This window comes from Xanthomonas sp. NCPPB 1128, from assembly GCF_001043115.1.
In the GTDB taxonomy this organism is placed as follows: domain Bacteria; phylum Pseudomonadota; class Gammaproteobacteria; order Xanthomonadales; family Xanthomonadaceae; genus Xanthomonas_A.
In genome coordinates this window covers 19,359-43,282 of record NZ_LFME01000028.1, presented here as the reverse complement: position 1 = coordinate 43,282, position 23,924 = coordinate 19,359, and the positions used below count along the sequence as shown (strand labels likewise).

At 67.3% G+C, this 23,924-nt stretch carries 19 protein-coding genes; 12 read left to right on the top strand and 7 right to left on the bottom strand.

Going from position 1 to position 23,924, the window contains the following annotated elements; genetic code table 11:
- Nucleotides 1–240 precede the first annotated feature (240 nt).
- The 3 genes from ACP93_RS16040 to ACP93_RS16030 all read right to left on the bottom strand — a co-directional run bounded on the left by ACP93_RS16040 (nucleotide 241) and on the right by ACP93_RS16030 (nucleotide 4,234).
- Entirely contained in the window at nucleotides 241–2,757 is a 2,517-nt protein-coding gene (locus tag ACP93_RS16040) for a DEAD/DEAH box helicase (protein WP_048491667.1), read from the bottom strand.
- 206 nt (nucleotides 2,758–2,963) lie between these two features.
- Nucleotides 2,964–3,824: a DUF6973 domain-containing protein gene (locus ACP93_RS20855; protein WP_053069779.1), complete on the bottom strand. Its 861-nt coding sequence runs from the start codon at nucleotides 3,822–3,824 to the stop codon at nucleotides 2,964–2,966.
- Nucleotides 3,825–3,826: 2 nt separating this feature from the next.
- The gene (locus ACP93_RS16030) at nucleotides 3,827–4,234 is read right to left on the bottom strand and encodes a hypothetical protein (RefSeq protein WP_228136070.1); all 408 of its coding nucleotides are present in this window, start codon (nucleotides 4,232–4,234) and stop codon (nucleotides 3,827–3,829) included.
- Nucleotides 4,235–4,428: 194 nt separating this feature from the next.
- On the opposite strand from ACP93_RS16030, the gene ACP93_RS16025 reads away from it, so the two are divergent.
- From ACP93_RS16025 to ACP93_RS21895, 4 genes are all read left to right on the top strand, one after another.
- Entirely contained in the window at nucleotides 4,429–5,085 is a 657-nt protein-coding gene (locus ACP93_RS16025; RefSeq protein WP_228136069.1) for a PAQR family membrane homeostasis protein TrhA, read from the top strand.
- A gap of 55 nt (nucleotides 5,086–5,140) precedes the next feature.
- Complete coding sequence (locus ACP93_RS16020; RefSeq protein ID WP_048491665.1) at nucleotides 5,141–5,659, top strand: hypothetical protein; 519 nt, start codon at nucleotides 5,141–5,143, stop codon at nucleotides 5,657–5,659.
- A gap of 215 nt (nucleotides 5,660–5,874) precedes the next feature.
- Entirely contained in the window at nucleotides 5,875–7,254 is a 1,380-nt protein-coding gene (locus ACP93_RS21300; RefSeq protein ID WP_082143507.1) for an AAA family ATPase, read from the top strand.
- Complete coding sequence (locus ACP93_RS21895) at nucleotides 7,254–7,664, top strand: DUF4276 family protein (protein WP_131721663.1); 411 nt, start codon at nucleotides 7,254–7,256, stop codon at nucleotides 7,662–7,664. The genes ACP93_RS21300 and ACP93_RS21895 overlap by 1 nt, the downstream gene beginning before the upstream one ends.
- A gap of 238 nt (nucleotides 7,665–7,902) precedes the next feature.
- Here the strand turns inward: ACP93_RS21895 and ACP93_RS16015 are convergent, their stop codons facing one another.
- Nucleotides 7,903–8,466, bottom strand: coding sequence for a lysozyme inhibitor LprI family protein (locus ACP93_RS16015; RefSeq protein WP_048491664.1), 564 nt, complete (start codon nucleotides 8,464–8,466; stop codon nucleotides 7,903–7,905).
- Between the two features lie 98 nt (nucleotides 8,467–8,564).
- The gene (locus ACP93_RS16010; RefSeq protein WP_204243709.1) at nucleotides 8,565–10,388 is read right to left on the bottom strand and encodes a family 43 glycosylhydrolase; all 1,824 of its coding nucleotides are present in this window, start codon (nucleotides 10,386–10,388) and stop codon (nucleotides 8,565–8,567) included.
- 158 nt (nucleotides 10,389–10,546) lie between these two features.
- Between ACP93_RS16010 and ACP93_RS16005 the strand changes: the two genes are divergently transcribed.
- The 6 genes from ACP93_RS16005 to ACP93_RS15980 all read left to right on the top strand — a co-directional run bounded on the left by ACP93_RS16005 (nucleotide 10,547) and on the right by ACP93_RS15980 (nucleotide 16,815).
- Nucleotides 10,547–11,455, top strand: a complete 909-nt coding sequence (locus tag ACP93_RS16005; RefSeq protein ID WP_048491663.1) for a DUF4424 family protein — start codon at nucleotides 10,547–10,549, stop codon at nucleotides 11,453–11,455.
- A gap of 158 nt (nucleotides 11,456–11,613) precedes the next feature.
- The gene (locus tag ACP93_RS16000) at nucleotides 11,614–13,008 is read left to right on the top strand and encodes an MFS transporter (RefSeq protein ID WP_048491662.1); all 1,395 of its coding nucleotides are present in this window, start codon (nucleotides 11,614–11,616) and stop codon (nucleotides 13,006–13,008) included.
- 120 nt (nucleotides 13,009–13,128) lie between these two features.
- A complete protein-coding gene (locus ACP93_RS15995; protein ID WP_204243708.1) occupies nucleotides 13,129–13,944 on the top strand; it encodes an EcsC family protein in 816 nt (271 codons plus the stop codon).
- Between the two features lie 84 nt (nucleotides 13,945–14,028).
- Nucleotides 14,029–14,856 carry an NYN domain-containing protein gene (locus ACP93_RS15990; protein WP_048491688.1) on the top strand — a complete coding sequence of 276 codons (828 nt, stop codon included), beginning with the start codon at nucleotides 14,029–14,031 and terminating at the stop codon, nucleotides 14,854–14,856.
- A 73-nt stretch (nucleotides 14,857–14,929) separates the two neighbouring features.
- Nucleotides 14,930–15,532: a DUF938 domain-containing protein gene (locus ACP93_RS15985; RefSeq protein WP_048491660.1), complete on the top strand. Its 603-nt coding sequence runs from the start codon at nucleotides 14,930–14,932 to the stop codon at nucleotides 15,530–15,532.
- Nucleotides 15,533–16,032: 500 nt separating this feature from the next.
- On the top strand, nucleotides 16,033–16,815 hold the full coding sequence (locus tag ACP93_RS15980; protein WP_048491659.1) for a hypothetical protein: 783 nt from the start codon (nucleotides 16,033–16,035) through the stop codon (nucleotides 16,813–16,815).
- A gap of 322 nt (nucleotides 16,816–17,137) precedes the next feature.
- Here ACP93_RS15980 and ACP93_RS15975 read toward each other — a convergent pair whose 3' ends face one another.
- Together ACP93_RS15975 and ACP93_RS15970 are read right to left on the bottom strand one after the other, a co-directional pair.
- Nucleotides 17,138–17,701: a hypothetical protein gene (locus tag ACP93_RS15975; RefSeq protein WP_048491658.1), complete on the bottom strand. Its 564-nt coding sequence runs from the start codon at nucleotides 17,699–17,701 to the stop codon at nucleotides 17,138–17,140.
- A 258-nt stretch (nucleotides 17,702–17,959) separates the two neighbouring features.
- Entirely contained in the window at nucleotides 17,960–21,682 is a 3,723-nt protein-coding gene (locus ACP93_RS15970; RefSeq protein WP_048491657.1) for an indolepyruvate ferredoxin oxidoreductase family protein, read from the bottom strand.
- Nucleotides 21,683–21,872: 190 nt separating this feature from the next.
- Here ACP93_RS15970 and ACP93_RS15965 point away from each other — a divergent pair, with 190 nt between their 5' ends.
- Both ACP93_RS15965 and ACP93_RS15960 read left to right on the top strand, forming a co-directional pair.
- Complete coding sequence (locus ACP93_RS15965) at nucleotides 21,873–22,484, top strand: tetratricopeptide repeat protein (RefSeq protein WP_048491656.1); 612 nt, start codon at nucleotides 21,873–21,875, stop codon at nucleotides 22,482–22,484.
- A gap of 398 nt (nucleotides 22,485–22,882) precedes the next feature.
- Complete coding sequence (locus ACP93_RS15960; RefSeq protein WP_048491655.1) at nucleotides 22,883–23,797, top strand: AEC family transporter; 915 nt, start codon at nucleotides 22,883–22,885, stop codon at nucleotides 23,795–23,797.
- Nucleotides 23,798–23,924 lie beyond the last annotated feature (127 nt).

Genomic DNA, 23,924 nt, shown 5'->3' with positions numbered 1-23,924 from the left:
CACCGCGTGCGGGAGCGGGTGGCGTGCGTGCGGCCGGAGGCGCAGCTGCGCGCGATGCGGCGTCGCGCATCGCCGCCGGTACCTGCGTTGTCGCCTGCGGGGGCGCCGCCGTTGCAGCGGTTGCGCGTGACGCGGGAGCCGCGTCGGCCGTGGTGCGGCTGCCGGAAGACGCCGGCGTGCGCTCCGCGCTGGCGTCGCCGGCCTGTCGGCGCAGCGCGCGCAGGCGCTCCAGGCTGATGCTCATGCGCTCCACTCCGGCAGCGCGTCGGCATCGGCGTCGGCAGCGATCGTGGTCGCGCCGTGCGCGTCCAGCGCCGTGTCGTCCTCGCCGTCGAGCAGCAACAAGCGCAGCACACGCAGCGCCAGCGCCCTGGGCGTGGTCGCGCTGGCTTCCTGCGCGGCCAGCACTGGACCGACGCAGGCCGGACAGCCGGCCACGCAGTCGCAGCCCTGCACCAGTTCGCGCGCGCGCTGCACCAGCTCGGCCTGGCGTCGCCACAACGGCTCGCTCAGGCCGACGCCACCGGGGAAGTTGTCGTACAGGTACACGGTGGGCACGAACTGCTGCAGCTCGATGCTGGCCGGCTCGCCGCTGTCGCCGCCGCGCAGCTGGCCGCGGCCCTTGGCGTCGGCCACCGCGAACCACGCGCCATCGCCGTCGCCCACCGCCTGCTGCAGGTCGCGCGCATCGGCCATCACCGCCACCGTGGCCACCACGTGCAGGGCGTAGGCCGCGCCGAGGAAGCCGTCCAGCGCGTCCTGCTTGCTGCCGAACGCCTTGAGCAGGGTGGCCTGCGGCAGCTGCCACCACACCGCGGTGGTGTGCAGCTCCTGGTCGGGCAGGTTGACCGGGCCGTAGCCGATGTTCTCGTGGGTGTAGTAGCGGATCTTCTTGTAGCCGGCCACGCGCCGCACCACGTGCACTTCGCCGTGGTGCGCGTCGCCGCGGCCGGCCGCGCCGCCGTCGAAGCGGTCCAGCACCTTGAGCTTGGTGAAGTCGATGCTGTCGGTGTAGTAGTCGACGTGGGTGCGGGTGACGTAGGCCTTGCGGCCTTCCCAGTCCAGCTTCTCCACCTGATACGGCGTGCTCTGCACCATGTGAATGGCGCCCTCGTACAGGGTCAGCGCCGCGGCGGAGTAGTCCACCTCGGCGATGATCTGCTGCTTGCCGTCGGTCTTGTCCACCACCACGAAATTGCCGTCGGCCACCGAGCGCAGGCTCACCGCATTGGCCGGGTAACTGTCGGCGATCCACTCCCAGCGGTCGCCTTCCTGGTGCACCACCTCGCTCTCGGCCAGCGCTTCCAGGAACACCGCCGGGTCCACCGGCCCGAACGCCTCGCCGGCGACGAAGGTCAGTTCGAACGCGGCGCAGCGGATGTGGTCGAACAGGATCAGCGGCTGGTCCGGGGCGATGCGGGCGTGTTCGGGCGAGGCGTCGGCGAAGAAGTCCGGGTGCCGCACCACGTACTGGTCCAGCGGCTGCGAACTGGCCACCAGCACGCCCAGCGCCGGCTGCTGGCGGCGCCCGGCGCGGCCGAAACGCTGCCAGGTGGCGGCGACACTGCCGGGGTAGCCGTTGAGCACCACCACGTCCAGCGCGCCGATGTCCACGCCCAGCTCCAGCGCCGAGGTGGAGACGATGCCGTCGATGCTGCCGGCGCGCATCGCCCGCTCGGCCTCGCGGCGCTCGCTGGGCAGGTAGCCCCCGCGGTAGGCGCGGATGCGCGGCGGCTTGCGTGGGTCGTGGTCGAAGATGTCCTTCAGGTACTTGGTCAGCACCTCCACCATCAACCGGGTCTGCGCGAACACCAGGGTCTTGAGCCCGGACTTGATCGCGATGCGCGCGATGCGGTTGCTCTGCGAGCGTGCCGAGGCGCGCAGGCCCAGGTCGGCGTTGACCACCGGCGGGTTCCACAGCAGCACGTGCTTGTCGCCGCTGGGCGCGCCGGAGTCGGTGATGGCGTGCACGCGCTGCTCGATCAGCGCCTCGGCGTGCGCGCGCGGGTTGCCGATGGTGGCCGAGCACAGGATGAACTGCGGGCTCACTCCATAGAAGGCGCAGATGCGCTTGAGCCGGCGCAGCACGTTGGCGACGTGGCTGCCGAACACGCCGCGGTAGGTGTGGATCTCGTCGATCACCACGTAGCGCAGGTTCTCGAAGAACTGCGCCCACTTGGTGTGATGCGGCAGGATCGCCTGGTGCAGCATGTCCGGGTTGCTGACCACGATATCGCCGTGCAGGCGGATCGCCTGGCGCGCATCGCCCGGGGTGTCGCCGTCGAAGGTGAAGGCCTTCACCCCGAGGTCGCCTGCGCGGTTGAGGTCCAGCAGCTCGGCCACCTGGTCCTGCGCCAGCGCCTTGGTCGGGAACAGGTACAGCGCCTTGGCCTGCGCGGTCATCGCCGCGGCCACCACCGGCAGTGTGTAGCACAGCGACTTGCCCGAGGCGGTGGGGGTGACGATGGCCACGTGCTCGCCGCGCTGCGCCGCGTCCCAGGCCTCGGCCTGGTGGCTGTACAGCTGCGCGATGCCGCGTTCGCGCAATGCGGCGGCCAGCGCCGGCGGCACGTCGTCCGGGATCGGCGCGTAGCGGCCGGCCTGGCCGGGGATGGTGAAGCTGCCGGTGATGCGGTCGTGGTAACGGCGCTCCAGCCGCGCGCTGAGCAGGGCGCCATCGCGCGAGGGCATCCCGTCGGTGGTGGACAGGGCGCGCTCGGCGTCCTCGGTGCGCGGGGCTAGGGCGTGGGCGGGCATCGGCACGGCTCTCAAAGCGGAACAGGGAAGCGAAATCGCGTCTCAGGGTATGAGACGGCGCCCGTCGAGGCGAGGAAGGCAGGCTGAGCGGATTCAGGCGGGGGGCTTGCGTGGAGGCAGCCCGCCTACCGACAGGTGCAAGCGGCTGCGCTGCGAATAACGAATGGCGCACCGTGGCGCGCCTCTGGAATGCGGCGAAGGGCGCGTCAGTAGGCGCGCGCTTGTCCCTGGCTTGGCTGTTGCGCCTGCTCGTATGTTTGAACGGCGTGTTGCTGCTCCGCCTGGTAGGCGCTTTCGCGGATTGGCGGTGCTGCAGCATGCGCATCCAGCTGGGTCCGGAATCCGGGCGTTCGCCCCGCGATGAATATCTGTTGATCCTGCAGCGTCACGGCTCCCAGCTGGTCGACACGTTCAATCCCGGCGCTCTTCGCGGCGACCAGTGCCTGTGCCACCTTGGCGTCGGACACACTCTCTGGCAGCCGATCGCGCAACGCGTCGAAATACGCCCGGTCGGGGTGATTCTGGGGAAAGCGTTCCTGGGCCTGGTCCTGGAGCTTGGTCACATCGCGATTGATTCGGTCGACTGCATCATGGTCGACAAGTTCGCGCTGCGGGTCTCCTGCCGGCAACTTCAGGCGCGGGTCTTCGGGATAGAGCTGCTTCAGGCGCGCGTCGTTCAGGCCGGTCACGAGCTCGCCGTTCTTCAGGGCGGCGTAGGTTTCCCGGGCGAGTTGATCGGCGCCGGAGGTCCTGTCGCCGATACGGCGCCCAGCCTCGTTGTTCCACAGATCCATGCGGTGCTCTGCGGGATCGTTCGGGTGGGCCGGGCCGATTTCGGCGTCGTTGCCGAACCTGCGCGCAATCCACTGTTGCCCTAAGGCGATCTGGGTGACGCGCCCGCTGGTGTAGGCATGCCGGAACGCATCCAGCGCGTCGTTATGGCCTTGCGGCTGAATGCTGCCATCGGCGCGGCGTGCCAGATGCACGCCGCTGAGTTGCTCGTAGTGCCGATACGCTTCCTGTTCGATCTCGCGCTTGGCGCCCTTGGGGTCGGTGATGTCGACCATGTTCAGCCCTCCGCTGGCTTGAGGAACTCCACTGGCCCCGCGTAGCCAGGATACTTCTTGCGGATGAGGATGCGTTCTCCCGGCTTCACGCACATGTCCTCCAGCGATTGTGGGACGTGCGCTTCGTCGACGAAGAACTGCTCATACGGGAGCGAAAGCGTCTGTTCGCCGGTGTCCTGCTTGAATGTCAGGCGCAGGCTGTCATCGCGCGTGAAGCACAACGAAGCCCACGGGAAATCGGTCAACTGGCTGGCAGCCACGACGACGTTGTCGCGACCGCCGAGCAGGGTTTCCACGCGCTGCGCGAACTGGGCTTGGGAAATATGGGGATCGGTCATGGTGCATCCTGCAAGCAAGGCGAACGGGAGAAAATGCAGGAAAGACGGCAGCCGTTGTGGCGGCACGGTCATCGGCGTGGCTCCTTCCATTGGTCCCACGGAATTTATATCGCAGGAAGTGAACGCTTTCACTGTCGGCAGCCCGCCGCGCCGACAGACATCGCCTCGACATGTGATAGGCGACACCCCTGCGTCCGGAGGCCATCGCCAGGTATCCTGTCGTCCCCCTCGGCAACGGCGGCTCCTGTCGTCTACTTCCCTTGCCCGTGTCCGCTCTCCCGCTTCCCCCCCATTACCGTACCGCCGCCGCCCGCCGCGCCGACCTGCTCGTGCATGCCGCCGGCCTGTTGCTGGCCGTGGTCGGCGGCGCGCTGCTGGTCTGGCGCGCCCATGCCAACGACGCGCTGATCGTCGCCACCAGCATCTACGCGCTGGGGCTGCTGACCATGTTCGCCTGCTCGGCGGCGTACAACTTCGCCCCGCCGCAGCGCCAGCCGGTGCTGCGCAAGCTCGACCATGCCGGCATCTTCGTGATGATCGCCGGCTCCTACACGCCGTTCTTCGTGCTGGCGCTGTCCGGCGCCTGGGTCTGGTCGATGACCCTGGCGGTGTGGGGCGTGGCCTTGTTCGGCGTGTTCGCCAAGCTGTTCCTGCCCGGCATCGCCAAGGGCTTCTGGGTGGCGATCTACCTGTTGCTGGGCTGGGCGGGGATGGCCGCGGTCAAGCCGATCGTGGCCGGGCTGGACACGCCGGTGCTGTGGCTGATCGCCGCCGGCGGCGCGATCTACACGGTGGGCGTGGCCTTCTACGTGCGCAAGTCGATGCTCTACAACCGCGCGATCTGGCATGCACACGTGCTGGGCGGCGCGCTGGCGCACTGGTGCGCGATCTGGCTGTGCCTGCGGCCGCTGTCGCCGACGTGAACGGCGGCGCCGATGCGCTAGAGATGACCGCGCCGCGTCCGTAAGCTCGGGCGCCATGGACAGCGTGGACACAGCGGATCCGATCGGCCGGCGCCTGCGCGCCTTGCTGGCAGTCGCATTGCTGGTGGCGTGCACGCAGGCGCAGGCGCAACAGGCTGCGCCTGCCGAGCAGGCATCTGCATCGCCGCCGCCTCCGGTCGCCGCATCGGCTGCGCCCGATGCCGCCGCGCAGCCCGACATCCAGACCCTGGGCGAAGTGCGCGCGCTGCCCCCGGACGAGGGCGAGCCGCTGGACCTGTACCGCTTCAAGAATCCGGTGTCGCCGCCGCCCAACCGCTTCGACAAGGACTGGCGGCCGCCGCCCTCGGTGGAGCAGGTCAGCCAGAGCGGCGGATACATCGCGCTCGGCGTCTACTACCTGGCCGGCAAGGCGGCCAAGGGTCTGCATGCGCTAACCGGCGGCCCCGACCAGGTCCAGGCCGCGGTCGCGCGGCCGCCCCCGCAGCTGAGCGAGGCCGAGCTGCAACGTGCCATGAAGGTGTGCGCGGAACAGGGCGGGGGCTGCGCGCCCTAAAGAGCTTGATTAGCTGCGCTTAGAGTTGGTGAAAGCTTTATATAAGCAATTGTAGACGATTTTGGCTGCGCATATCGGGCGAGTCAAATGTGATGTATTTTACAAGACCATAGAGTTGCTCAATTTTATATGTAAAGGTGAATGGGCTACGGATGGTGGTTGGGGCGACAGATAAAAATTTTAGAGTCTAGGATGCGAAGTTAGAGGGGGGGGTAATGCAGCCGACAACTGTTTTAGTAAGAAATTTCAGATCAATCGAAGAGTCCGTTTTTTCAATTCGAAACGGGTTGAATGTTCTTGTTGGACCTAATGGCGCCGGCAAGTCAAATGTCTTGCAGTCTTTGAGGTTTTTATCGTCGTTGCTTCATGACGGCGGCGCTGTCGCATTAGGCAGAGCAGGGGGGCCTTCTAGAAACTTTAAAAGAGGAACGACGGATATCTCGTTCGTCGTAGTTACAGAGTACGAAACTAGTCTTTACAAAGGGCGACAGGTTAAGTTTTGGTTGCGTTGGAGCGTGTCTTTGTCGCTAACGCAAAGTGATAACCTTCTTCAGATCAGTAGAGAGACCCTTTCTGTTGTGCCAAGTAAGCATAATCAGCCCGTTATTAATATGGAGTTGACTAGAAGTCCGGCTGGTTTGGTTAAATACAAGGCTGACGAAATAAGCCACGCCGTACTTACAAAAAAAATGGTTGCTGCGCAGCGGGCAATGAGTAAAGAGGAGGTTTTTAAAAATGCCAACAAATTAATATCGGAAACATTTTCTTCTATAAGAAAGCGCCCTTCAGATGCTTCTTTTCTTCCTTCTTTCGCATGGCTTCATGCATCTGTGCGAAGATTATTGACAGAAATAGGCTCTTTTGACGAGTACAATATTCAGCCGGATGTTGCTCGTCTTGCTGTAGATCCATTGCCTCTAACTAAGATGGGCAATGATGGCAGGGCTGTAAGTGAAGTGATTAATGCACTTGAATCCCAGCAGTACCATCGGCTGGTAAATACGTCCTATGTCGGCGGATACTATGGTCAAAAGCATACTTTTGGTTTTGGGTGGGAAAACTACTACAGCGCAAATAGTTTAGCGAAGAGCAATCCGCTTGAGAAAATAGTAGAACATTTAAGCGCTGCTGTATCTTCTATAGATGGTCTTTGTACTGAGCTTGATCCATCAACTGGACGAAGATTTGTAGTATTCAAATCAGGTGCGCATAGATTCAGGCCTGAAGAAATTTCAGATGGAACGATGAAGTGGCTCTGCCTCCTTGTGGCTATTTATGTCCCTCAATCTAAGGTGATTCTTCTAGAGGAGCCTGAGAATTTTATGCATCCGTGGATGCAGCAGAGATTTGTATCCATTCTTAGAGAACAGGGTAAGAAATTAAATACGGCAGTAATTATGACGACTCACAGCGCAACCATTCTAAATTCTTTGGTTGTACGTGAACTGCTTCTTGTTAGGCATGAATCTGGCGCAACAAAAGTACAAAACGTTGATGATGAAAAAGAAGTGCAGAAGCTGCTTGACGCAACTAACTTTGGGCTTGGAGATATGTGGGTTAGTGGAGCGATTGGTGCAGTCGCAGGAGGGGGATAATGCTTGGAGTAATAGTAGATGGGGCAGGAGACTACGCGGCCTTAAATGCTAGGTACAAGGGACGTGTCAAGATATTGAAATCTGATGGTCCTAGAGGCCACACGGCTGCTGAATGTGCAATAGTAGAAAGCGCGCGCAAACAGATGGCTATTCTCTCGGCATGGGGATGTACAAAAATAGCGTTGATTACAGACTTTGAAGGTAGAAACTGCTCTTTAGAAAGTTTTGCAGAAAGTATCAAAAGAAAAGCCTTGCAAGTTTTTCAGCAGGAAATCGTTGTTGTAATAGCAGATCAGATGATTGAGAATTGGCTTCTGGCAGATATTGCGCATCTGTCGGAGCAAAAGAAATATCTTAAAAAAATAAAAAACAAAAAGTTTATGAGTCAACTCATGGAAAAAAAGAAATAAAAAAGATATTTCTTCATGGCTATGATTATAATGAAATAAAACACTCTTCCGAATTATTTCCTCTCGTAAGAGCCTCCGAGGCCAAAAAGTATAGCTCTTCGTTCAATTATTTTATTAGTCAACTCGGTCTTGACTAAAATCGATTGGCTGCCTGATTTAAGGTGATTACTATTTGTGCAGTTGCTTTATGTGACTAAATGGTAAAAATTATTATGGGTGCGGCCATGGCATGCCACCCTCAACGCCCGCCGCGCGTATAGCCTTCCAGTTCGTCGGCGCGGGAGCTGATCCGGCGCAGGATGGCTTCGGCGCTTTGCAGGGCCGCTTCCTGGCCGCGGGCGCCGAGCGCCCGGTCCAGGTGTGCGGCCTGTTCGTTGGACTGCTGCCAGGTGTATTGCGCATCCATCAGCCGCGAACGGTCCATGCCGCTGAGGCGGTAGCGCAGTTTGTCGTAGGCGCGGTCCAGGCGCTCCTGCTGCACGCGCTGTTCGCGCTGGATGCAGCGGCGGCTCTCGTCCAGGCCTTGGGCCTGCTTGCGGCAGTCGTGGTAGGTGGCGGACAGGCCATCGCTCGGCGTGCCGCCCTCGGCGCCCGTGCCGGGCGGCGGCATCTGCTGCAGTTGCTGTTGCATCTGCTGGATCTGCTGGGCCTGCTGCTGCAGCAGGCGCTGCTGTTGCTGTAGTTGCGCATCGCGCGGGTCGACCTGCTGCGCGGCGGCGTTGCCGCACACGCCTGCGACCATCGCGGCGATCAGCCATGCGCGCAGGCGGCGCTGGCCCTGGGTTCCCTGGTGCTGGTGCATCGTCCGTCTCCTTCGATCGGCAGCCGATCCTGCCGCGCGCCGCATCGCCGGTGCGCGGTCGAGGTGGCGCCAAGCATACGGGAAGGGCGGTGATGGCTTCATGGCACCGCGATGGGCGCGCTCGGCGGGGAGACACCGCGCTCGTCGAAGGCTTCGACGGCGAACACGTAGTCCTGGTCGACGTTGAGCGCGCGGAGTTCCAGGTCGGTGCCGCGGTCGGCGAATACCTGGTAGGTGAGGGTGAGGCGGTCGGCGCGCAGGCCCCAGCGCACGTTGTAGCCGACGGCGCCGGGCACCGCCTGCCAGCGCACGCGGGCGTTGCGACGGTCGGCCTCGCGCTGCGCGGCGACGCCGGTCGGCGCCGGTGGCGGGGCGCCGTCGGCGTTGCCGAACACGCGCAGGTCGCTGATCGCCAGGTGCGCGGCGCCGACGTGGCCGTGCACATAGCGGATGTAGCGGGTGCGCACCGGCGCGGGCAACTGCAGGTAGGCGTTGGGCCGGTCGCGGCGGTCGGGGTCGTCGCCGACCTCGGCCAGCGGCAGCCAGTGGCGGCCGTCGCGCGAGTGCTGCAGCCGGAACGCGGTATAGATGTCCGGCGCGTCGCCGTAGCGGCCGGCGCGGTAGTCGGCGAAGTTGACCTGCACCGCGCGTACGCTGCGCTCCCCGCCCAGGTCGACGGTAAGGGTCTCGCCGGGCGCGTTGCGCGCGGCCACCCAGTAGCTGCGCGGGTCCTCGTCGGTGGCGCGGTCGGCGGCGAAGCCGTCCAGGGTGGACGAAGCGGTGACCGGCTTGCGATAGGACAGCAGCATCCAGCCGGTGAACAGCGTTTCCGGGTCGGCCACCGGGCCTTCCGGCATCCAGTGCGGGAAATCGCCGAAGCGGGTGGACACGCGCATCTGCCCGTCGGCGAAGAACGCGGCGGGGAACAGCACGATGCGCCGTTCGAAGGTCCAGTTGGCGCCGATCCAGGCGGTGCCGCTGTTCCACCAGTTGCCGTGCGCATCCTGGAAGGTGGAACCGTGGCCGGCGCCCTGCATGAAGCCGCCGGGCTTGTACGCCACCGGGTTGTAGGCCGCGTACACGAACGGACCGAGCGGGTGCTCGCCGACGTACACGCCGTTGGCGTAGGCGTTGTACTCGCTGCCGGGTGCGCCGTACTGCAGGTAGTAGCGGCCGCCGGTCTTGGTCATCCACGCACCTTCCAGGAAGCTGCCGATCGGGCTGCCGTCGGGGAAGCGGGCGCCGCGGTGGTCGGGGCCGAAGCGCTCCCAGCCGTGCCGCGCCGGGTCCAGCGCGAGCAGCGGCGTCGGCACGTCGCGGAAGGCGAATCCCTGCGCGCTGCGATCCATGGCGATGCCGTACAGCGGGTAGCGGTCCGAGGAGCCCCAGTACAGGTACCACTGGCCGTCGTCGTCGATGAACAGGTCCGGGTCCCAGGGGCCGGGCGGCACGTCGCTGAGCGGGCGGCCCTTCATCTCGGTGCCGATCGGCTGGGCGCGCGGCAGCGGGGGCAGCAGCCGGGTCAGGAAGTCGAGCGTGCCGCTGGCCGGGTCGCGGGTCTGCAGCAGCGGGCGCGGTTCGAAGGCCGACTGCATGATCACCAGGCGGTCGCCGTCGGCGACCACCGCCGGCGCGACGATGCTCTCGAACGGCCAGCGGCTGGGCGTGACGAACTGCCAGTCGAGCAGGTTGCTGGAGCGCCAATAGCCGTCGGCCAGGGTCTGGAACAGGTAATAGGCATCGCCGAAGCGCACGAACACCGGATCGGCGCCGGTGCGATAGGAGATGCCCTCGTTGAGCTGTTCGAAGTTGTAGCGGTAATCCAGGTCGATCGGGTTGGCGTAGCTGCGCGCGCCCGGCGCTTGCGCCGCGGCCAGCCCGGCGGACGCCAGCAGCGCCAGCGTTGCGAATGCTCTGAACATGTCGATGCCCTTCCCCCCGTGGCGGCGCCGGCTACCGTAGCAAATGGGGTGGCGGGGCGCGATGCGGCTGGCCATGCCGCCGCGGTTACCATGACGCCACGCGTCCGCCTCTGCCGTGCCGCGGCTGCAGCGTCTCCTCCCGCCGATCCCCGATGCCCATGACCGCCAACGTCTCGCCGCGCCGCCTGTTGCCCCTGTTGCTGTCGTCCTGGCTGTTCGCGACCGCTGCTGCCTTCGCCAACGACAGCAGCATCGGCGACGCCAATGGCTCCATCGAGCTGATTCGCCAGCCGGACATCCGCATGAGCAAGGAAGACCTGTTCATCAGCGAGGAGCGGGTGCAGGTGGATTACGTGTTCACCAACACCAGCGCGCGCGAGCTGCTGGTGCCGATCGCCTTCCCGATGCCGCCGATGTACTTCGGCATGGCCGACCACAGCGCGCTGACCGACTTCAAGCTGTGGGTGGACGGCAAGCCGGTGCGTACCGAGCGCCGGCTGGTGGCGAAGCTGGACGGCAGCGACATCTCGCGCGCATGGGCCGCCAGCGGCTGGACGCCGGACGACCTGGCCGAGTACGTCGAGGGCGGTACCGTGCCGGCCGGCCGCAAGCCGCTGCCCGCGCGCTGGTTCGACGCGGACGGGCAGCCGCGCTTTACCCTCAGCGAGTACTTCGTCTGGCAGCAGCGGTTCCCGGCCAACGGCACGGTGGCGATCCGCCACAGCTACGTGCCCAGCGTCGCCACCGGCGTGCCGATGCCGGCCAGCGACCTGATCGGCGAGTACGCCAAGCCCACCTGCCTGGACGCCGCCACGCAGCAGCGCCTGCGCCGCCGTGCCGGCGCCAACGGCCTGCAGTGGAGCAACCTGCGCTACGTGCTGCGCACCGGCGCCAACTGGAAAGGCCCGATCCAGGACTTCCACCTGACCCTGAAGAAGCGCGCGCCCGGCGACCTGCTCAGTCTGTGCTTCGACGGCGAGCTGCAACGCACCGATGCGCTGACCTTCGAGTTCCGCCAGCGCGAATTCGTGCCCGACCGCGACCTGGACATCCTGTTCCTGCGCTGATCGACGGCCGGCGCCCGCCCTGGCCGGTCGCGCCGAAGCCGACATCCGGCTGAACGCCGATCCGGCGCGGTCGGCAATTCTGGTCCGACGCGGTGGCGCGCGCGGCGGCGGATCGGGCAGCATGCGGCGGCGCGATCCCTCCCCCAGGACCTGCCCGCATGTGCGATGCCGCCGTTGCCGCTTCCGATCCCGTCGCCCTGGTGGCGGCGCGCCTGGAGCGCCTGCCGCCGACCCGCACCCTGTGGCGGCTGGTCGCGCTGCTGGCCCTGGGTGGTTTCTTCGAACTGTACGACCTGTTCCAGACCGCCTACCTCAGCCCCGGCCTGCTGCGCGACGGCATCTTCGCCGAGGGCGCCGCCGGCGTGTTCGGCATCGCTGACCAGGCCGCGTTCGCCTCGGCGACGTTCCTGGGCCTGTTCCTCGGCGCGAGCCTGCTCAGTCCGCTGGTCGATCGTTTCGGGCGTCGCGCGGTGTTCTCCTTCGCGCTGCTCTGGTACAGCGTGGCCACCGTGGCGATGGGCCTGCAGCACAGCGCGCTGGGGGTGATCCTGTGGCGCGGGGTGGTCGGCATCGGCCTGGGCATCGAATTGGTCACCATCGACACCTACCTGTCGGAGATGGTGCCGCGGCAGATGCGCGGCGCGGCGTTCGCGCTGGCGTTCTGCGTGCAGTTCCTGGCGGTGCCGGCGGTGGCGCTGAGCGCCTGGGCGCTGGTGCCGTACGCGTCGCTGGGCATGAGCGGCTGGCGCTGGGTGGCGCTGCTCAGCGGCGGCTTCGCGCTGGCGGTGTGGTGGCTGCGCAGCCGTTTGCCGGAGTCGCCACGCTGGCTGGCCACGCAGGGCCGGCATGCCGAAGCCGACGCGGTGCTGCAACAAATGGAGGCGCGCTGTGCCGCCGACCTGGGGCGGCCGTTGCCCGCGCCCGAGCCTGCCTCGGCGCCGGCCATGCCGACGCCGCAATTGTCCGCGCTGTGGCGGGCCCCGTACCGGCGCCGCATGGCGATGCTGGTGAGCTTCCACATCTTCCAGGCGATCGGCTTCTTCGGCTTCGGCAACTGGCTGCCGGCACTGCTGGCGCGGCAGGGCGCCGACAGCGTGCACGGCCTCGGCTACGCCTTCGCCATCTCGCTGGCCTATCCACTAGCGCCGCTGCTGCTGATCGGCGTGGCGCAGCGCTGGGAGAACAAGTGGCAGGTCGTCGTGTCGGCCCTGGGCGCGGTGCTGTTCGGCCTGCTGTTCGCCTGGCAGAGCCAGCCGCTGCTGCTGATCGCCTGCGGCGCGGCGGTCACCTTCTGCAATGCCTGGATGAGCTTCGCCTACCACGGCTACCAGGCCGAGCTGTTTCCCACCGCGCTGCGCGCCCGCGCGGTGGGTTTCTGCTACTCCTTCAGCCGCCTGTCCACCGCGGCCAGCAGCCTGCTGATCGGCATGCTGCTGGACCGCACCGGCCACCGCGGCGTGCTCGGCTGCATCGCCGCCAGCCTGCTGATTGCCGCCGCGGTGGTGGGCCGCTTCGGGCCGCGCACCCACCAGCGCGTGCTGGAGCGGATCTAGGGCTGGCCCTGGGCGCACGGGCGCGCGATGGCTGAACGTCCCGCACCGGTCATCGGCCCTCGACACCATGCCGCGGCCGCCCGGTGCATGCTGTCGCCTCCCTCGCCACGAGCTTCGGCCATGACCTCGCTATTGCCCGTCCCCGTGATGGATGCCGCCGACCACCGCGACCTGGCCCAGGCGCGCGCGCTGCTGGAACACCCCGGCCTGGCGGCGAAGATCGCCAATGCGGTGGGCGCGCCGATCGAGGCGCTGATCAGCAAGCGCATGCCGAAGATGCTGTCCTCACGCATCGATGCGGTCAGCCAGCGCGCGCTGCGGGTGGCGTTGCGCTCGGCGCTGCTGACCCTGCGTGGGCAGGCGCCGGAGCGTGCGCGGCCGCGCCTGCACGGCGCCGCGGTGGCGGCGACCGGTGCCGCCGGCGGCTTCTTCGGCCTGCCCGGGCTGGTGGTGGAATTGCCGCTGACCACCACCCTCATGCTGCGCTCCATCGCCGACATCGCCCGCGCCGAAGGCGAGCGTCTGGACGATCCGGCCACCGCCCTGGCCTGCCTGGAGGTGCTGGCGCACGGCGGCCGCAGCCACCGCGACGACGGCAGCGAATCGGGCTACTTCGCGGTGCGCGCGGCGATGGCGCAGCAACTCAGCGCCGCCGCGCAGTACATCGCCGCGCATGGCCTGGGCAGCAAGGGCGCGGCGGTGCTGGTGTCGCTGCTGTCGCGCATCGCCGCCAAGTTCTCGGTCACGGTCAGCGAGAAGCTGGCGGCGCAGGCGGTGCCGCTGGTCGGCGCGGCCAGTGGCGCGCTGCTCAACACGGTGTTCATCTCGCACTTCCAGGCGATGGCGCGCGGTCACTTCATCGTGCGCCGGCTGGAACGCCGCTATGGCGAAGCGGCGGTGCGCCAGGCCTACGAGGCGTTGCCGGCAGGGCGCTGAGCCATGGCGGTCGCCGCGTTGCGCTGGCACAGTGGTGGCCGCCGCCATGCCTCTCCAGATCTTTCTATGCCGCAGGTGCACGCCATGAAAACCCGCCACCGTTCCGACAGCGACGACGACCAGCCGCGGCTGGCAGTGCTGATCGACGCCGATAACGCGCAGCCGTCGGTGATCGAAGGCCTGCTCGCCGAGGTCGCCAAGTACGGTCTGGCCAGCGTCAAGCGCATCTACGGCGATTTCACCAGCACGCGCATGACCCAGTGGAAGCAGGCGCTGCTGAAGCACTCGATCAGCCCGGTGCAGCAGTTCGCCTACACCAGCGGCAAGAACGCCACCGACAGCTCGCTGATCATCGACGCGATGGACCTGCTCTACACCGGCCGCTTCGACGGCTTCTGCCTGGTCTCCAGCGACAGCGACTTCACTCGCCTGGCGCAGCGCCTGCGCGAGGAAGGGCCGACGGTGTACGGCTTCGGCGAGCGCAAGACCCCGGATGCGTTCGTGCAGGCCTGCGACAAGTTCATCTACACCGAAGTGCTGCGCAGCGAGGCCAGCGCAGCCGAGCCAATCAAGCCCGCCGCCGCCGCGGCCAAACCGGCCGCCAAGGGCCGCAAGAAGCCGGCTGCGACACCGGCCAAACCGGAGCTGGCGCCGGCGCCGACCGAGACCAAGGCGGCGGCGCCACTGACCCTGCTGCGGCAGGCCATCGAGGAAGCCTCCGACGACCAGGGCTGGGCAGGGTTGGGCAGCGTCGGCAGCTATCTGAACAAGGTGCGTCCGGATTTCGATCCGCGCCTGTACGGGCACAAGAAGCTCAGCGACCTGCTGCGCCGGTTGTCGGCGCACTTCGAACTGGAGGAGCGCGGCAACGAGGGTGGCGGCAAGCGCATCTTCGTGCGCTCGCGCGGATGAGCCGGCTGCCGTCGCCGCTTACGCCGTTGCATGGCGCGGCGGCACTGCCCAGCGCAGACAGGTGCACGACACGATGAGCGATCGACCCTACGCCCCGTCCTGCGACCGCAACCGCGACCCGATCCTGCAGGTGCTGCAGCGGCAGTTCGCCGATCGGCGCCGCGTGCTGGAGATCGGCAGCGGCACCGGCCAGCATGCGGTGTACTTCGCAGCGGCGCTGCCACACCTGACCTGGCAATGCAGCGAGCGCGCCGAGCATCTGCCCGGCATCGCGCAGTGGCTGGAGGCGGCGGGCCTGCCCAACACGCCGCCGGCGCTAGCGCTGGACGTGCGCGAAGGGCCGTGGCCGCACACCGGCTACGATGCGGTGTTCACTTCCAACACCTTGCACATCATGGGCTGGGACGCGGTGCAGGCGTTCTTCGCCGGTGTCGGCCAACTGCTGGCCGCCAGCGCCGACGGCATGCTGGCGGTGTATGGCCCGTTCAATTACGGCGGGGCCTTCACCAGCGACAGCAACCGCGACTTCGATGCGTGGCTGAAGGCGCGTGACCCGGCCAGCGGCATCCGCGATGCCGACGCAGTGAACGCGCTGGCGCTGGCGCAGGGCCTGGCGTTGCATGAGGACGTGGCGATGCCGGCCAACAACCGCTGCCTGGTCTGGCGCCGCGTCTAGGCACGACTGACCGCGACCGCGCGGCTGTCGGCGCATGCGAACGCTGTTCGGCGCGCTCATGCGCCGCGCATGCATGTCGTCACCTGTCCATGGTGGCGTCCCTACGCCGTTCGCGTTCCCTGGTGCGCCGCCTTGCGACGTGTGTGGTGCCAGTTGCGGTAGTGCCGAGGTCGTCGCTACGCCGCGCTGCGCAACCACGTATCGGAAATGGCCAAGCTGAGGGCGTCAGTGACGTGATTGCGACGTCGACGCTGTCGCGGCACGCCGGTGCAGTGCGCTGCATCGCATGCCTTGCGGGCTTACCTGCCAAGTCTGGCGATGCCTGGCCATCGACCTGACGGCCACGTGTTGCGTCCAGGTGACGGCAGCGCACTGCCTCCCTCATCGCGGGTTCACCGCAATGCCACGGCCGATTCACCGCTGACTTGCGACTGTGCGCCGACACCGGCTGCTGCATATGCGCAGATCGCCGGCATACCCTTCCACGACGGAGCGTTCCCATGCATAGCAACGACGAATCCCGCGATCTCAATCGCGACCCGATTTCCGGCACCCCGGGTTCGCATCCGGTCGGGGTCGGCATCGGCGGCACCGCCGGCGGTGTGGCCGCAGGCGCGTTGGCCGGCACGGTGTTCGGCCCGCTCGGCACCCTGATCGGCGCGGCGGTCGGCGTGGTCGCCGGCGCGGCCGCGGGCAAGGGCGTGGCCGAGCGCATCGACCCCACCGGCGAGGACGCGTACTGGCGCGAGGAGTACCGCAACCGCGACTACGCCAAGGCCGACTACAACTACGACCGCGACTATGCTGCCGCCTACGGCCTGGGCCTGCAGGCGCGCGAACAATATCCCTCGCGCACCTGGGACGAACACGAACGCGAGTTGTCGCGCGACTGGGGCACGCGCCGTGGCGATTCGCGCCTGGAGTGGGACGAGGCACGGCTGGCCGCGCGCGATTCGTGGGAGCGCGCCGATACCACCTATCGCACGTATGAAGACAGCGACCGCTACTACGCCGAGCGCTTCGACACCGTGGACTACCGCGATACCGACAGCAGCTACGACGATTACCGCCCGGCCTACCGCTACGGCGTGCAGGCGCGCAGCCGCTACCGCGACCGCGTCTGGGACGACCGCCTGGAATCGGATCTGGAAAGCGGCTGGGAACGCGTCAAGGATCGCTCGCGGCTGAGCTGGGCACAGGCCAAGGCCGCCGTGCGCGAAGCCTTCGATTCGGATCGCTATGATCGTCCCGGTCGCGGCAATCCGCCTGATCCGCGGGTCTGACCTCGACGCGCCTTCGGTCGGGTTGCCGCTCCCGGCAGCCGGTCGAATCGCGTCTCGCTTCGACACAGCGGCCGCGTGCGCGTGGCCGCTGTGTCGTCTGCGGGATTGCAGGAACCAACATGTGGGAGGGACTTCAGTCCCGACGCACAGATCCTTCGGTCATCGGGATCATCGCGATCACCGTGATCCAACCGTTTCCACAGATGACGCGCGCGAAACCGCGTTCGCATGCTGAATCTTCATGCCGGTCGACATCGCAGGTCGCGGCTGAAGTCCGCTCCTACGGATCTACCTACGCATCTAGCGATGCTGGCGGAATGCTTTAGGTGGTTGGATCAGATGCCTGTTGTTCGTCGTCCTGCACCGCGGCATCGGCGTCTTCCTTCAAGGCGGCATCCCACCACGCCGGCGCCGCTAACTGTTCTTCTCCATAGCCATTCATGCAACCTGTTCGTTGCTGCTCCAGGCGCTTGTAGTCCAAGGTGAGACGCTGCACTTCCTGTTGCTCCGGCCACTCGGTGTAGGCGAAATAGCCCTCGTACTGGTTCCCATTGATGCAGGCGATATACGAGTCCGCCCGCAGCCCGGCTGCCTGAAAGACCAACACCCGCGCTTCGCCGTTGCGATCCAGGTGGCCATGGAAGACCGTCCATTTGCCCGATGCGCAACTCGCGCCGGAGATCCCCATGTATCTCAGGCACGGGATCGACCACACGTCCTGCAGGACGCGAATCCTCGCGCCGGAGAGCGGCCGATCGGGTCCTGCCACGACGCGGATCGTGATGAACCGCGGCATGATCCAGGGGCCGGCGTGCTCTGCCAGCAGATAGAACAGCAGGATGGCGCCCACGAGCGCCACGCATGCGAGTTTGACCAAGCGCTTCACGCGATGCTCCTTCGATGATGATGCGACCGTGGATCGATGGCGATCCACGCAACGTGCGAATGGTGTCCAAGGCCAGTCGCCTTGGGCGATGCTGCCGTTGGAATCAGGTCGCGGCTGAAGCCGCTCCTACAGCGGCTGCACGGACGCTCGGAACGCAGGAGGGCCGCAAACGCGGCGCCGGTCGCACCGCGTTCCGTCGGACGCCCTCAATGCCGCCACTGCGCCGCCGCCTCGCGGTGGCGGCGCTACGCCTCCCGCTCAGGCCGCCTGCACGATATGCAGCGCCTTCGGATTGCGCCAGGTCGCCAGCAGCCGCGCTTCGCGTTGCTTGGCCTCGTGCAGGTGCGTTTCCTTGACGTGGCCGTAGCCGCGGATGTGTTCCGGGATGCTGGCGATCTGCACCGCCAGGGCCAGGTTGTCCGCCTGCAGCCGCTGCAGCAGTTCGTCCACGGTGGCGACGTAGTCGGCGATCAACTGCCGTTCGCCGCGGCGCTCGGCGCTGTAGCCGAACACGTCGAAGGTACTGCCACGCAGGCGTCGCAGCTTGGCCAGCCACTTGAACGCGGTGAACATCCACGGGCCGTATTCGCGCTTAAGCAGCCGGCCCTGCGCGTCCTTCTTCGCCAGCAGCGGCGGTGCCAGGTGGAAGCGCAGGCGGTAGTCGCCTTCGAACTGCGCCTGCAACTGCTGGGCGAACGCACCGCTGGTGTACAGCCGCGCCACCTCGTACTCGTCCTTGTAGGCCATCAGCTTGAACGCATAGCGCGCCACCGCTTCGGTCAGCGCGGTCGAGGCGGGGGCGACGCGTTGCTCGGCGGCGCGCACGCGTTCCACCAGTGCGGTGTAGCGCGCGGCGTAAGCGGCATCCTGGTAATCGACCAGGAAGGCATGGCGGCGCGCGATCAGCTCGTGCAGCGAGCGCGACAGGCGGCTGTCGTCCAGCGGCGCGTGCCCGGCATCGCCGCTCTCGGCGGCGGCGGGCAGCTCGCGCGCCGGACGCGGATTGGACGGATTGCGCGGCGCGGCGCTGGCGCCGGCCTCGTGGCCTTCCCACTCGCCCGGCGGCAGTTGCTGCAGGCCCAGGGCCTGGCGTTCGCGCTCGTCCGCGGCCGGATCGGTGAGACCGGCCGCGCGCCGCACCGCCGGCAGGTCCAGCGCCGCCAGGCGTCCCCAGGCGAAGGCCTGCTGGTTCATCGCCACCGCTGCGCCATTGAGCTCGATCGCACGCATCAGCGCCGCATGCGACAGCGGCACCAGGCCCTGCTGCCAGGCGTAGCCGAGCATGAACAGGTTGCTGGCGATGGCGTCGCCGAGCAGGGCCGTGGCCAGCTGGGTGGCGTCGAGCAACAGTGGATCGCGGCCACCCAGCGCCAGGCGCACGCCGGCAATGATCTCGGCGGCCGGGAACTGCATGTCCGGGTGCGTGGTGAAGGTGCCGGGCATCGCCTCGTAGCTGTTCAGGACCACCTGCGAGCGATCGCCACGCACCTTCGACAGCGCCCAGTAGTCGTTGACCACCACCATGTCGCAACCCAGCACCAGGTCGGCCTCGCCGGCGGCGATGCGCACCGCGTGCAGGTCTTCGGGCTGCCGCGCAATGCGGATGTGCGTGGTGACCGCGCCGCCCTTCTGCGCCAGGCCGGTCTGGTCGAGCACGCTGGCGCCCTTGCCCTCCAGGTGTCCGGCCATGCCCAGCAGCGCGCCGATGGTGACCACGCCGGTGCCGCCGACGCCGGTGATGAGGATGTTCCAGGGCTGGCTCAGGTCGCTGCGGAAGGTCGGTGCCGGCAGCTGCTCGAGCAGCGCCGCGGCGTCGGCCTTGCGGCCCTTGCGCGGCTGTCCGCCGTGCACGGTGACGAAGCTGGGGCAGAACCCGGACACGCAGGAGTAGTCCTTGTTGCAGCTGGACTGGTCGATCTGGCGCTTGCGTCCGTACTCGGTCTCCTTCGGCAGCACCGACACACAGAAGCTCTTCTCGCCGCAGTCGCCGCAGCCTTCGCAGACCAGCGAGTTGACCAGCACGCGCTTGGGCGGATCGGGCAGCTTGCCGCGCTTGCGCCGGCGCCGCTTCTCGGTGGCGCAGGTCTGGTCGTAGATCAGCACGCTGGTGCCCTTGACCTCGCGCAGGCGCCGCTGCACCGCGTCCAGTTCGCCGCGGTCGTGGAACTCCACGTCGCTGGGGAACAGCTCGCGGCGCCGCGTCCACTTGCCGATGTCGTCGCTGACCAGGGCGATGGTGTGCACGCCTTCGGCACGCATCTGCCGGGCGATGTCGGGCACGCTGAGGGTGCCGTCCACCGGCTGTCCGCCGGTCATCGCCACCGCGTCGTTGTAGAGGATCTTGTAGGTGATGTTGACGCCGGCCGCGATCGACTGGCGGATCGCCAGCGAGCCGCTGTGGAAATAGGTGCCGTCGCCCAGGTTCTGGAACACGTGCGGGGTGTCGGTGAACGGTGCCTGCCCGGCCCAGGTGACGCCTTCGCCGCCCATGTGGGTGAAGGTGTCGGTGGCGCGGTCCATCCACGTCACCATGTAGTGGCAGCCGATGCCGCCGAGCGCGCGCGAGCCCTCCGGCACCACCGTGGAGGTGTTGTGCGGGCAGCCGGAGCAGTAGTGCGGCACGCGCGGGAAGTTGGCGCGCGGCAGCGCCATCTCCGCTTCCTTGGCCTCCATCCAGCGCAGCCGCTGTTCGATCGATTCGGTGTCGAGCGCCTCGGACTGCGTCAGGCGCAGGATGCGCTGGCCGATCACCCCGGCGATGGTGGCCGGGGTCAGCTCGCCGGTGGACGGCAGGATCCATTCGCCGGCCTCGTCGTACTTGCCGACGATGCTCGGGCGTGGGCCGGCGCTGGCCGGCCAGTTGTAGAACTGCTCCTTCATCTGCCGCTCGATGAAGGCCTTCTTCTCCTCCACCACCACGATGTCCTGCAGCCCGCGCGCGAACGCGGCGATGCCCAGCGGCTCCAGCGGCCAGGTCATGCCGACCTTGTACACGCGGATGCCGATGCGCGCGCAGGCCTCCGCATCCAGGCCCAGGTATTCCAGCGCCTGCAGCACGTCCAGGTAGCTCTTGCCGGTGGTGACGATGCCCAGCCGCGCCTGCGGCGCGTCCATCACCGTGCGATCGATGCCGTTGGCGCGGGCGAAAGCCTGCGCGGCGCGCACCGCGTAGCGATGCAGGCGCATTTCCTGGTCCAGCGGCGGATCCGGCCAGCGGATGTTGAGGCCGCCCGGCGGCAGGTCGAAATCCTCGGGCAATACGATTTGCCGCGCGAACGGATCCACCTGCACCGAGGCCGAGGATTCCACCGTCTCGGCGATGGTCTTGAAGCCGATCCAGCGCCCGGTGTAGCGGCTCATCGCCCAGCCGAGCAGGCCCATGTCGAGGATGTCCTGCACCCCGGCCGGGTTGAGCACCGGCATCATCGCGCTGACGAACTCGTCCTCCGAGCCGTGCGGCAAGGTCGAGCTGCGGCAGGCGTGGTCGTCGGCGGCCAGCGCCAGCACGCCGCCGTGGCGCGAGGTGCCGGCGGCGTTGCCGTGCTTGAACACGTCGCCGCAGCGGTCCACGCCCGGGCCCTTGCCGTACCACATGGCGTACACGCCATCCACGCGCGCGCCGGGGAACAGATTGGTCTGCTGCGTGCCCCAGACCATGGTCGCGCCCAGGTCCTCGTTGAGTCCGGGCTTGAACACCACCTTGGCCGCGTCCAGATGCTTGCGCGCGCGCCACAGTTCCAGGTCGAAGCCGCCCAGCGGGCTGCCGCGGTAGCCGCTGACGAAGCCGCCGGTGTTCAGTCCTGCGGCGCGGTCGCGCAACTGCTGCATCAGCGGCAGCCGCACCAGCGCCTGCACCCCGGACAGATAGATGCGGCCATCGGTGCGGGTGTACTTGTCTTCCAGGGTGTAGCCGGCATCCACACCGTCGGTGGTCGCTGCGGCAAGGGAGGACGACGGACGCGGATCGACGATGCGGTTCATGGCTTGCCCGGAAATGGAAGGCTGGCGGGCGCGCAGCGCCTGCCGCGCGCGATCGCCCCGATTGTATCAGCGGCGATTTTTGCGCCCGTTCTCGTCCGTGCCGGCGCGGGCGGGGTAGGATGGGACCCGGGTGAGGGGATCACTCCAGGGGATTGCAGCAGTGAAGGCATACACATACGCAGTGGCCGCGATGCTGGCCTGCATCGGTCTGGCCACCGCGGCCACCGTGCGGGCGCAGGCATTGCCGGCACCGAAAGAGTTCTATTTCGACGAGGACCGCAGCACCACGCGTCCGGTGACCGCCATCGCCGGCAGCGGCGAGGCCCTGCTGGATCGCCTGGCCAGTACCGTGCAGCGCAATCCCGACGCCAACGAGGCGCGCGCGCAACTGGCCGGCATCGCCATGGCCGGCGGCCGCCGGGAACTGGGCGAACAGCTGTACCAGGCGGCGCTGCATGGACTGCCCGCCGGCATGCAGCGGCGCCAGGTGCAGTGGAACTACGGTTGGGACCTGCTGCGCGCCGGCGACCCGGCACGCGCATTGAGCGAGTGGAGCGCACTGGTCAACGGCCGCCCGGCAGCGCCGGATTGGGTCCCGCCGACCCTGGCGCTGGCGTTGTGGCGGCTGCAGCGCAAGGACGAGGCGGTGAAGTGGTACGCCGCGGCGGCGCGCACCTGGCCGGACAAGTGGGGCGCCACGGCCGATTTCGCCGCATTGCTGCCCACCTGGCGCGACGACGAGCGCGCCACCCTGGCCGAAGTGCAGGCCGCCTGGAAGGCAGCGCCGCCGGCCTGGCCCTGAGGCGCGCGCGTCCAGGGAGCACGACGCGGCCGGCGCAATCCGTGGTGCTGGTCGTGGTCGATCGCACAGATCGACGTTGTCGCGCCTGCACGGAAAGCCCGCCTGCGGCTGGGTGCAAGACAGGTGCGGCGTCGGTCGCGGCCGATGTCGCTCCCGCGGATGTCGACGCCAGTCGCCGCCGGTCGGTGCCGCGTTTGGCGCGGCCAGCCGCCGGGCTTTTCGCAGCAAGCCGCGCGCCAGGCACTGCAGCAGCAAGCCGTGCCATCTTTGCCAGCGCCATCCGCGCCATCGGCATCGCCACAGCGACGAAGACAGGGACGCCCCCTGCGACGCCACGACGGCCCACGCGCGCAGGCCATGCGATGATGCCGCGTATTCGCTGATTCCGTGCTGTGCCGATGGCTTTCGATGCGTTCGCCCTGATGTTGGTCATGCTGGCGCTCGGCAAGCTGTTCGCCCGTCTGCGCGTGCTGCCGGCCAACACCACCGAGGTGCTCAACGGGGTGGTGCTGTACCTGTGCCTGCCGGCCTCGGTGCTGATCTACGTACCGCGCCTGCAGTTCAATCTGGAACTGCTCGGATTGATGCTGACGCCGTGGCTGCTGACCGGCGTGAGCGCGCTGGCGATGCTGGCCTTGCGCCGGCCGCTGCGGCTGCGCCGCGACCAGCAGGCGGTGCTGCTGCTGTGCGTGGCACTGGGCAATTCCAGTTTCATCGGTTACCCGATGGTGCGCGCGCTGCTCGGCGAGGCGGCCTTGCCGTATGCGGTGGTCTACGACCAGTTCGGCACCTTCGTGCTGCTGTCCAGCTTCGGCCTGTACGTGCTGGCGCGCTACAGCGGCGAGGCGCCGCCATCGCCGCGGCAGACGCTGCTGCGCATGGCGCGCTTCCCGCCGCTGTGGGCGCTGCTGTTCGCGCTGACGCTGATGCCGGCGCAGCCGCCGGCGTGGATCGCCTCCGGCCTGCAGCACCTGGCCGACGCGATGCTGCCGCTGGTGATGCTGGCGGTGGGGTTCTCGATCCAGTTGCGCTTGCCGCGCGAGGAACTGGCGCCGCTGGCCGCCGGTCTGCTGTTGAAGTTGCTGGTGCTGCCGGCCCTGGCCTGGCCGCTGTCGTGGACGCTGGGCCTGCGTGGGCAGGCGCTGCAGGCCAATGTGCTGGAATCGGCGATGCCGACCATGATCACCGCCGCGCTGCTGGCGATCTCGCATCGCCTGGCGCCGCGCCTGGCCGCGGCGTTGGTCGGCTACGGGATCCTGTTGTCGCTGGTCACCTTGCCGGCGTGGGCGTGGGTGCTGGGGGCGTTGCGTTGAGCCTGCACAGGAGGGGGCTCCTGGATCGGCGGGGTGTGGCATGGCGAGCGCGTCGCACCCTCATCCGCCCCTTCGGGGCACCTTCTCCCGAGGGGAGAAGGGAGAAGCTAAAGCCCCTCTCCCCCCG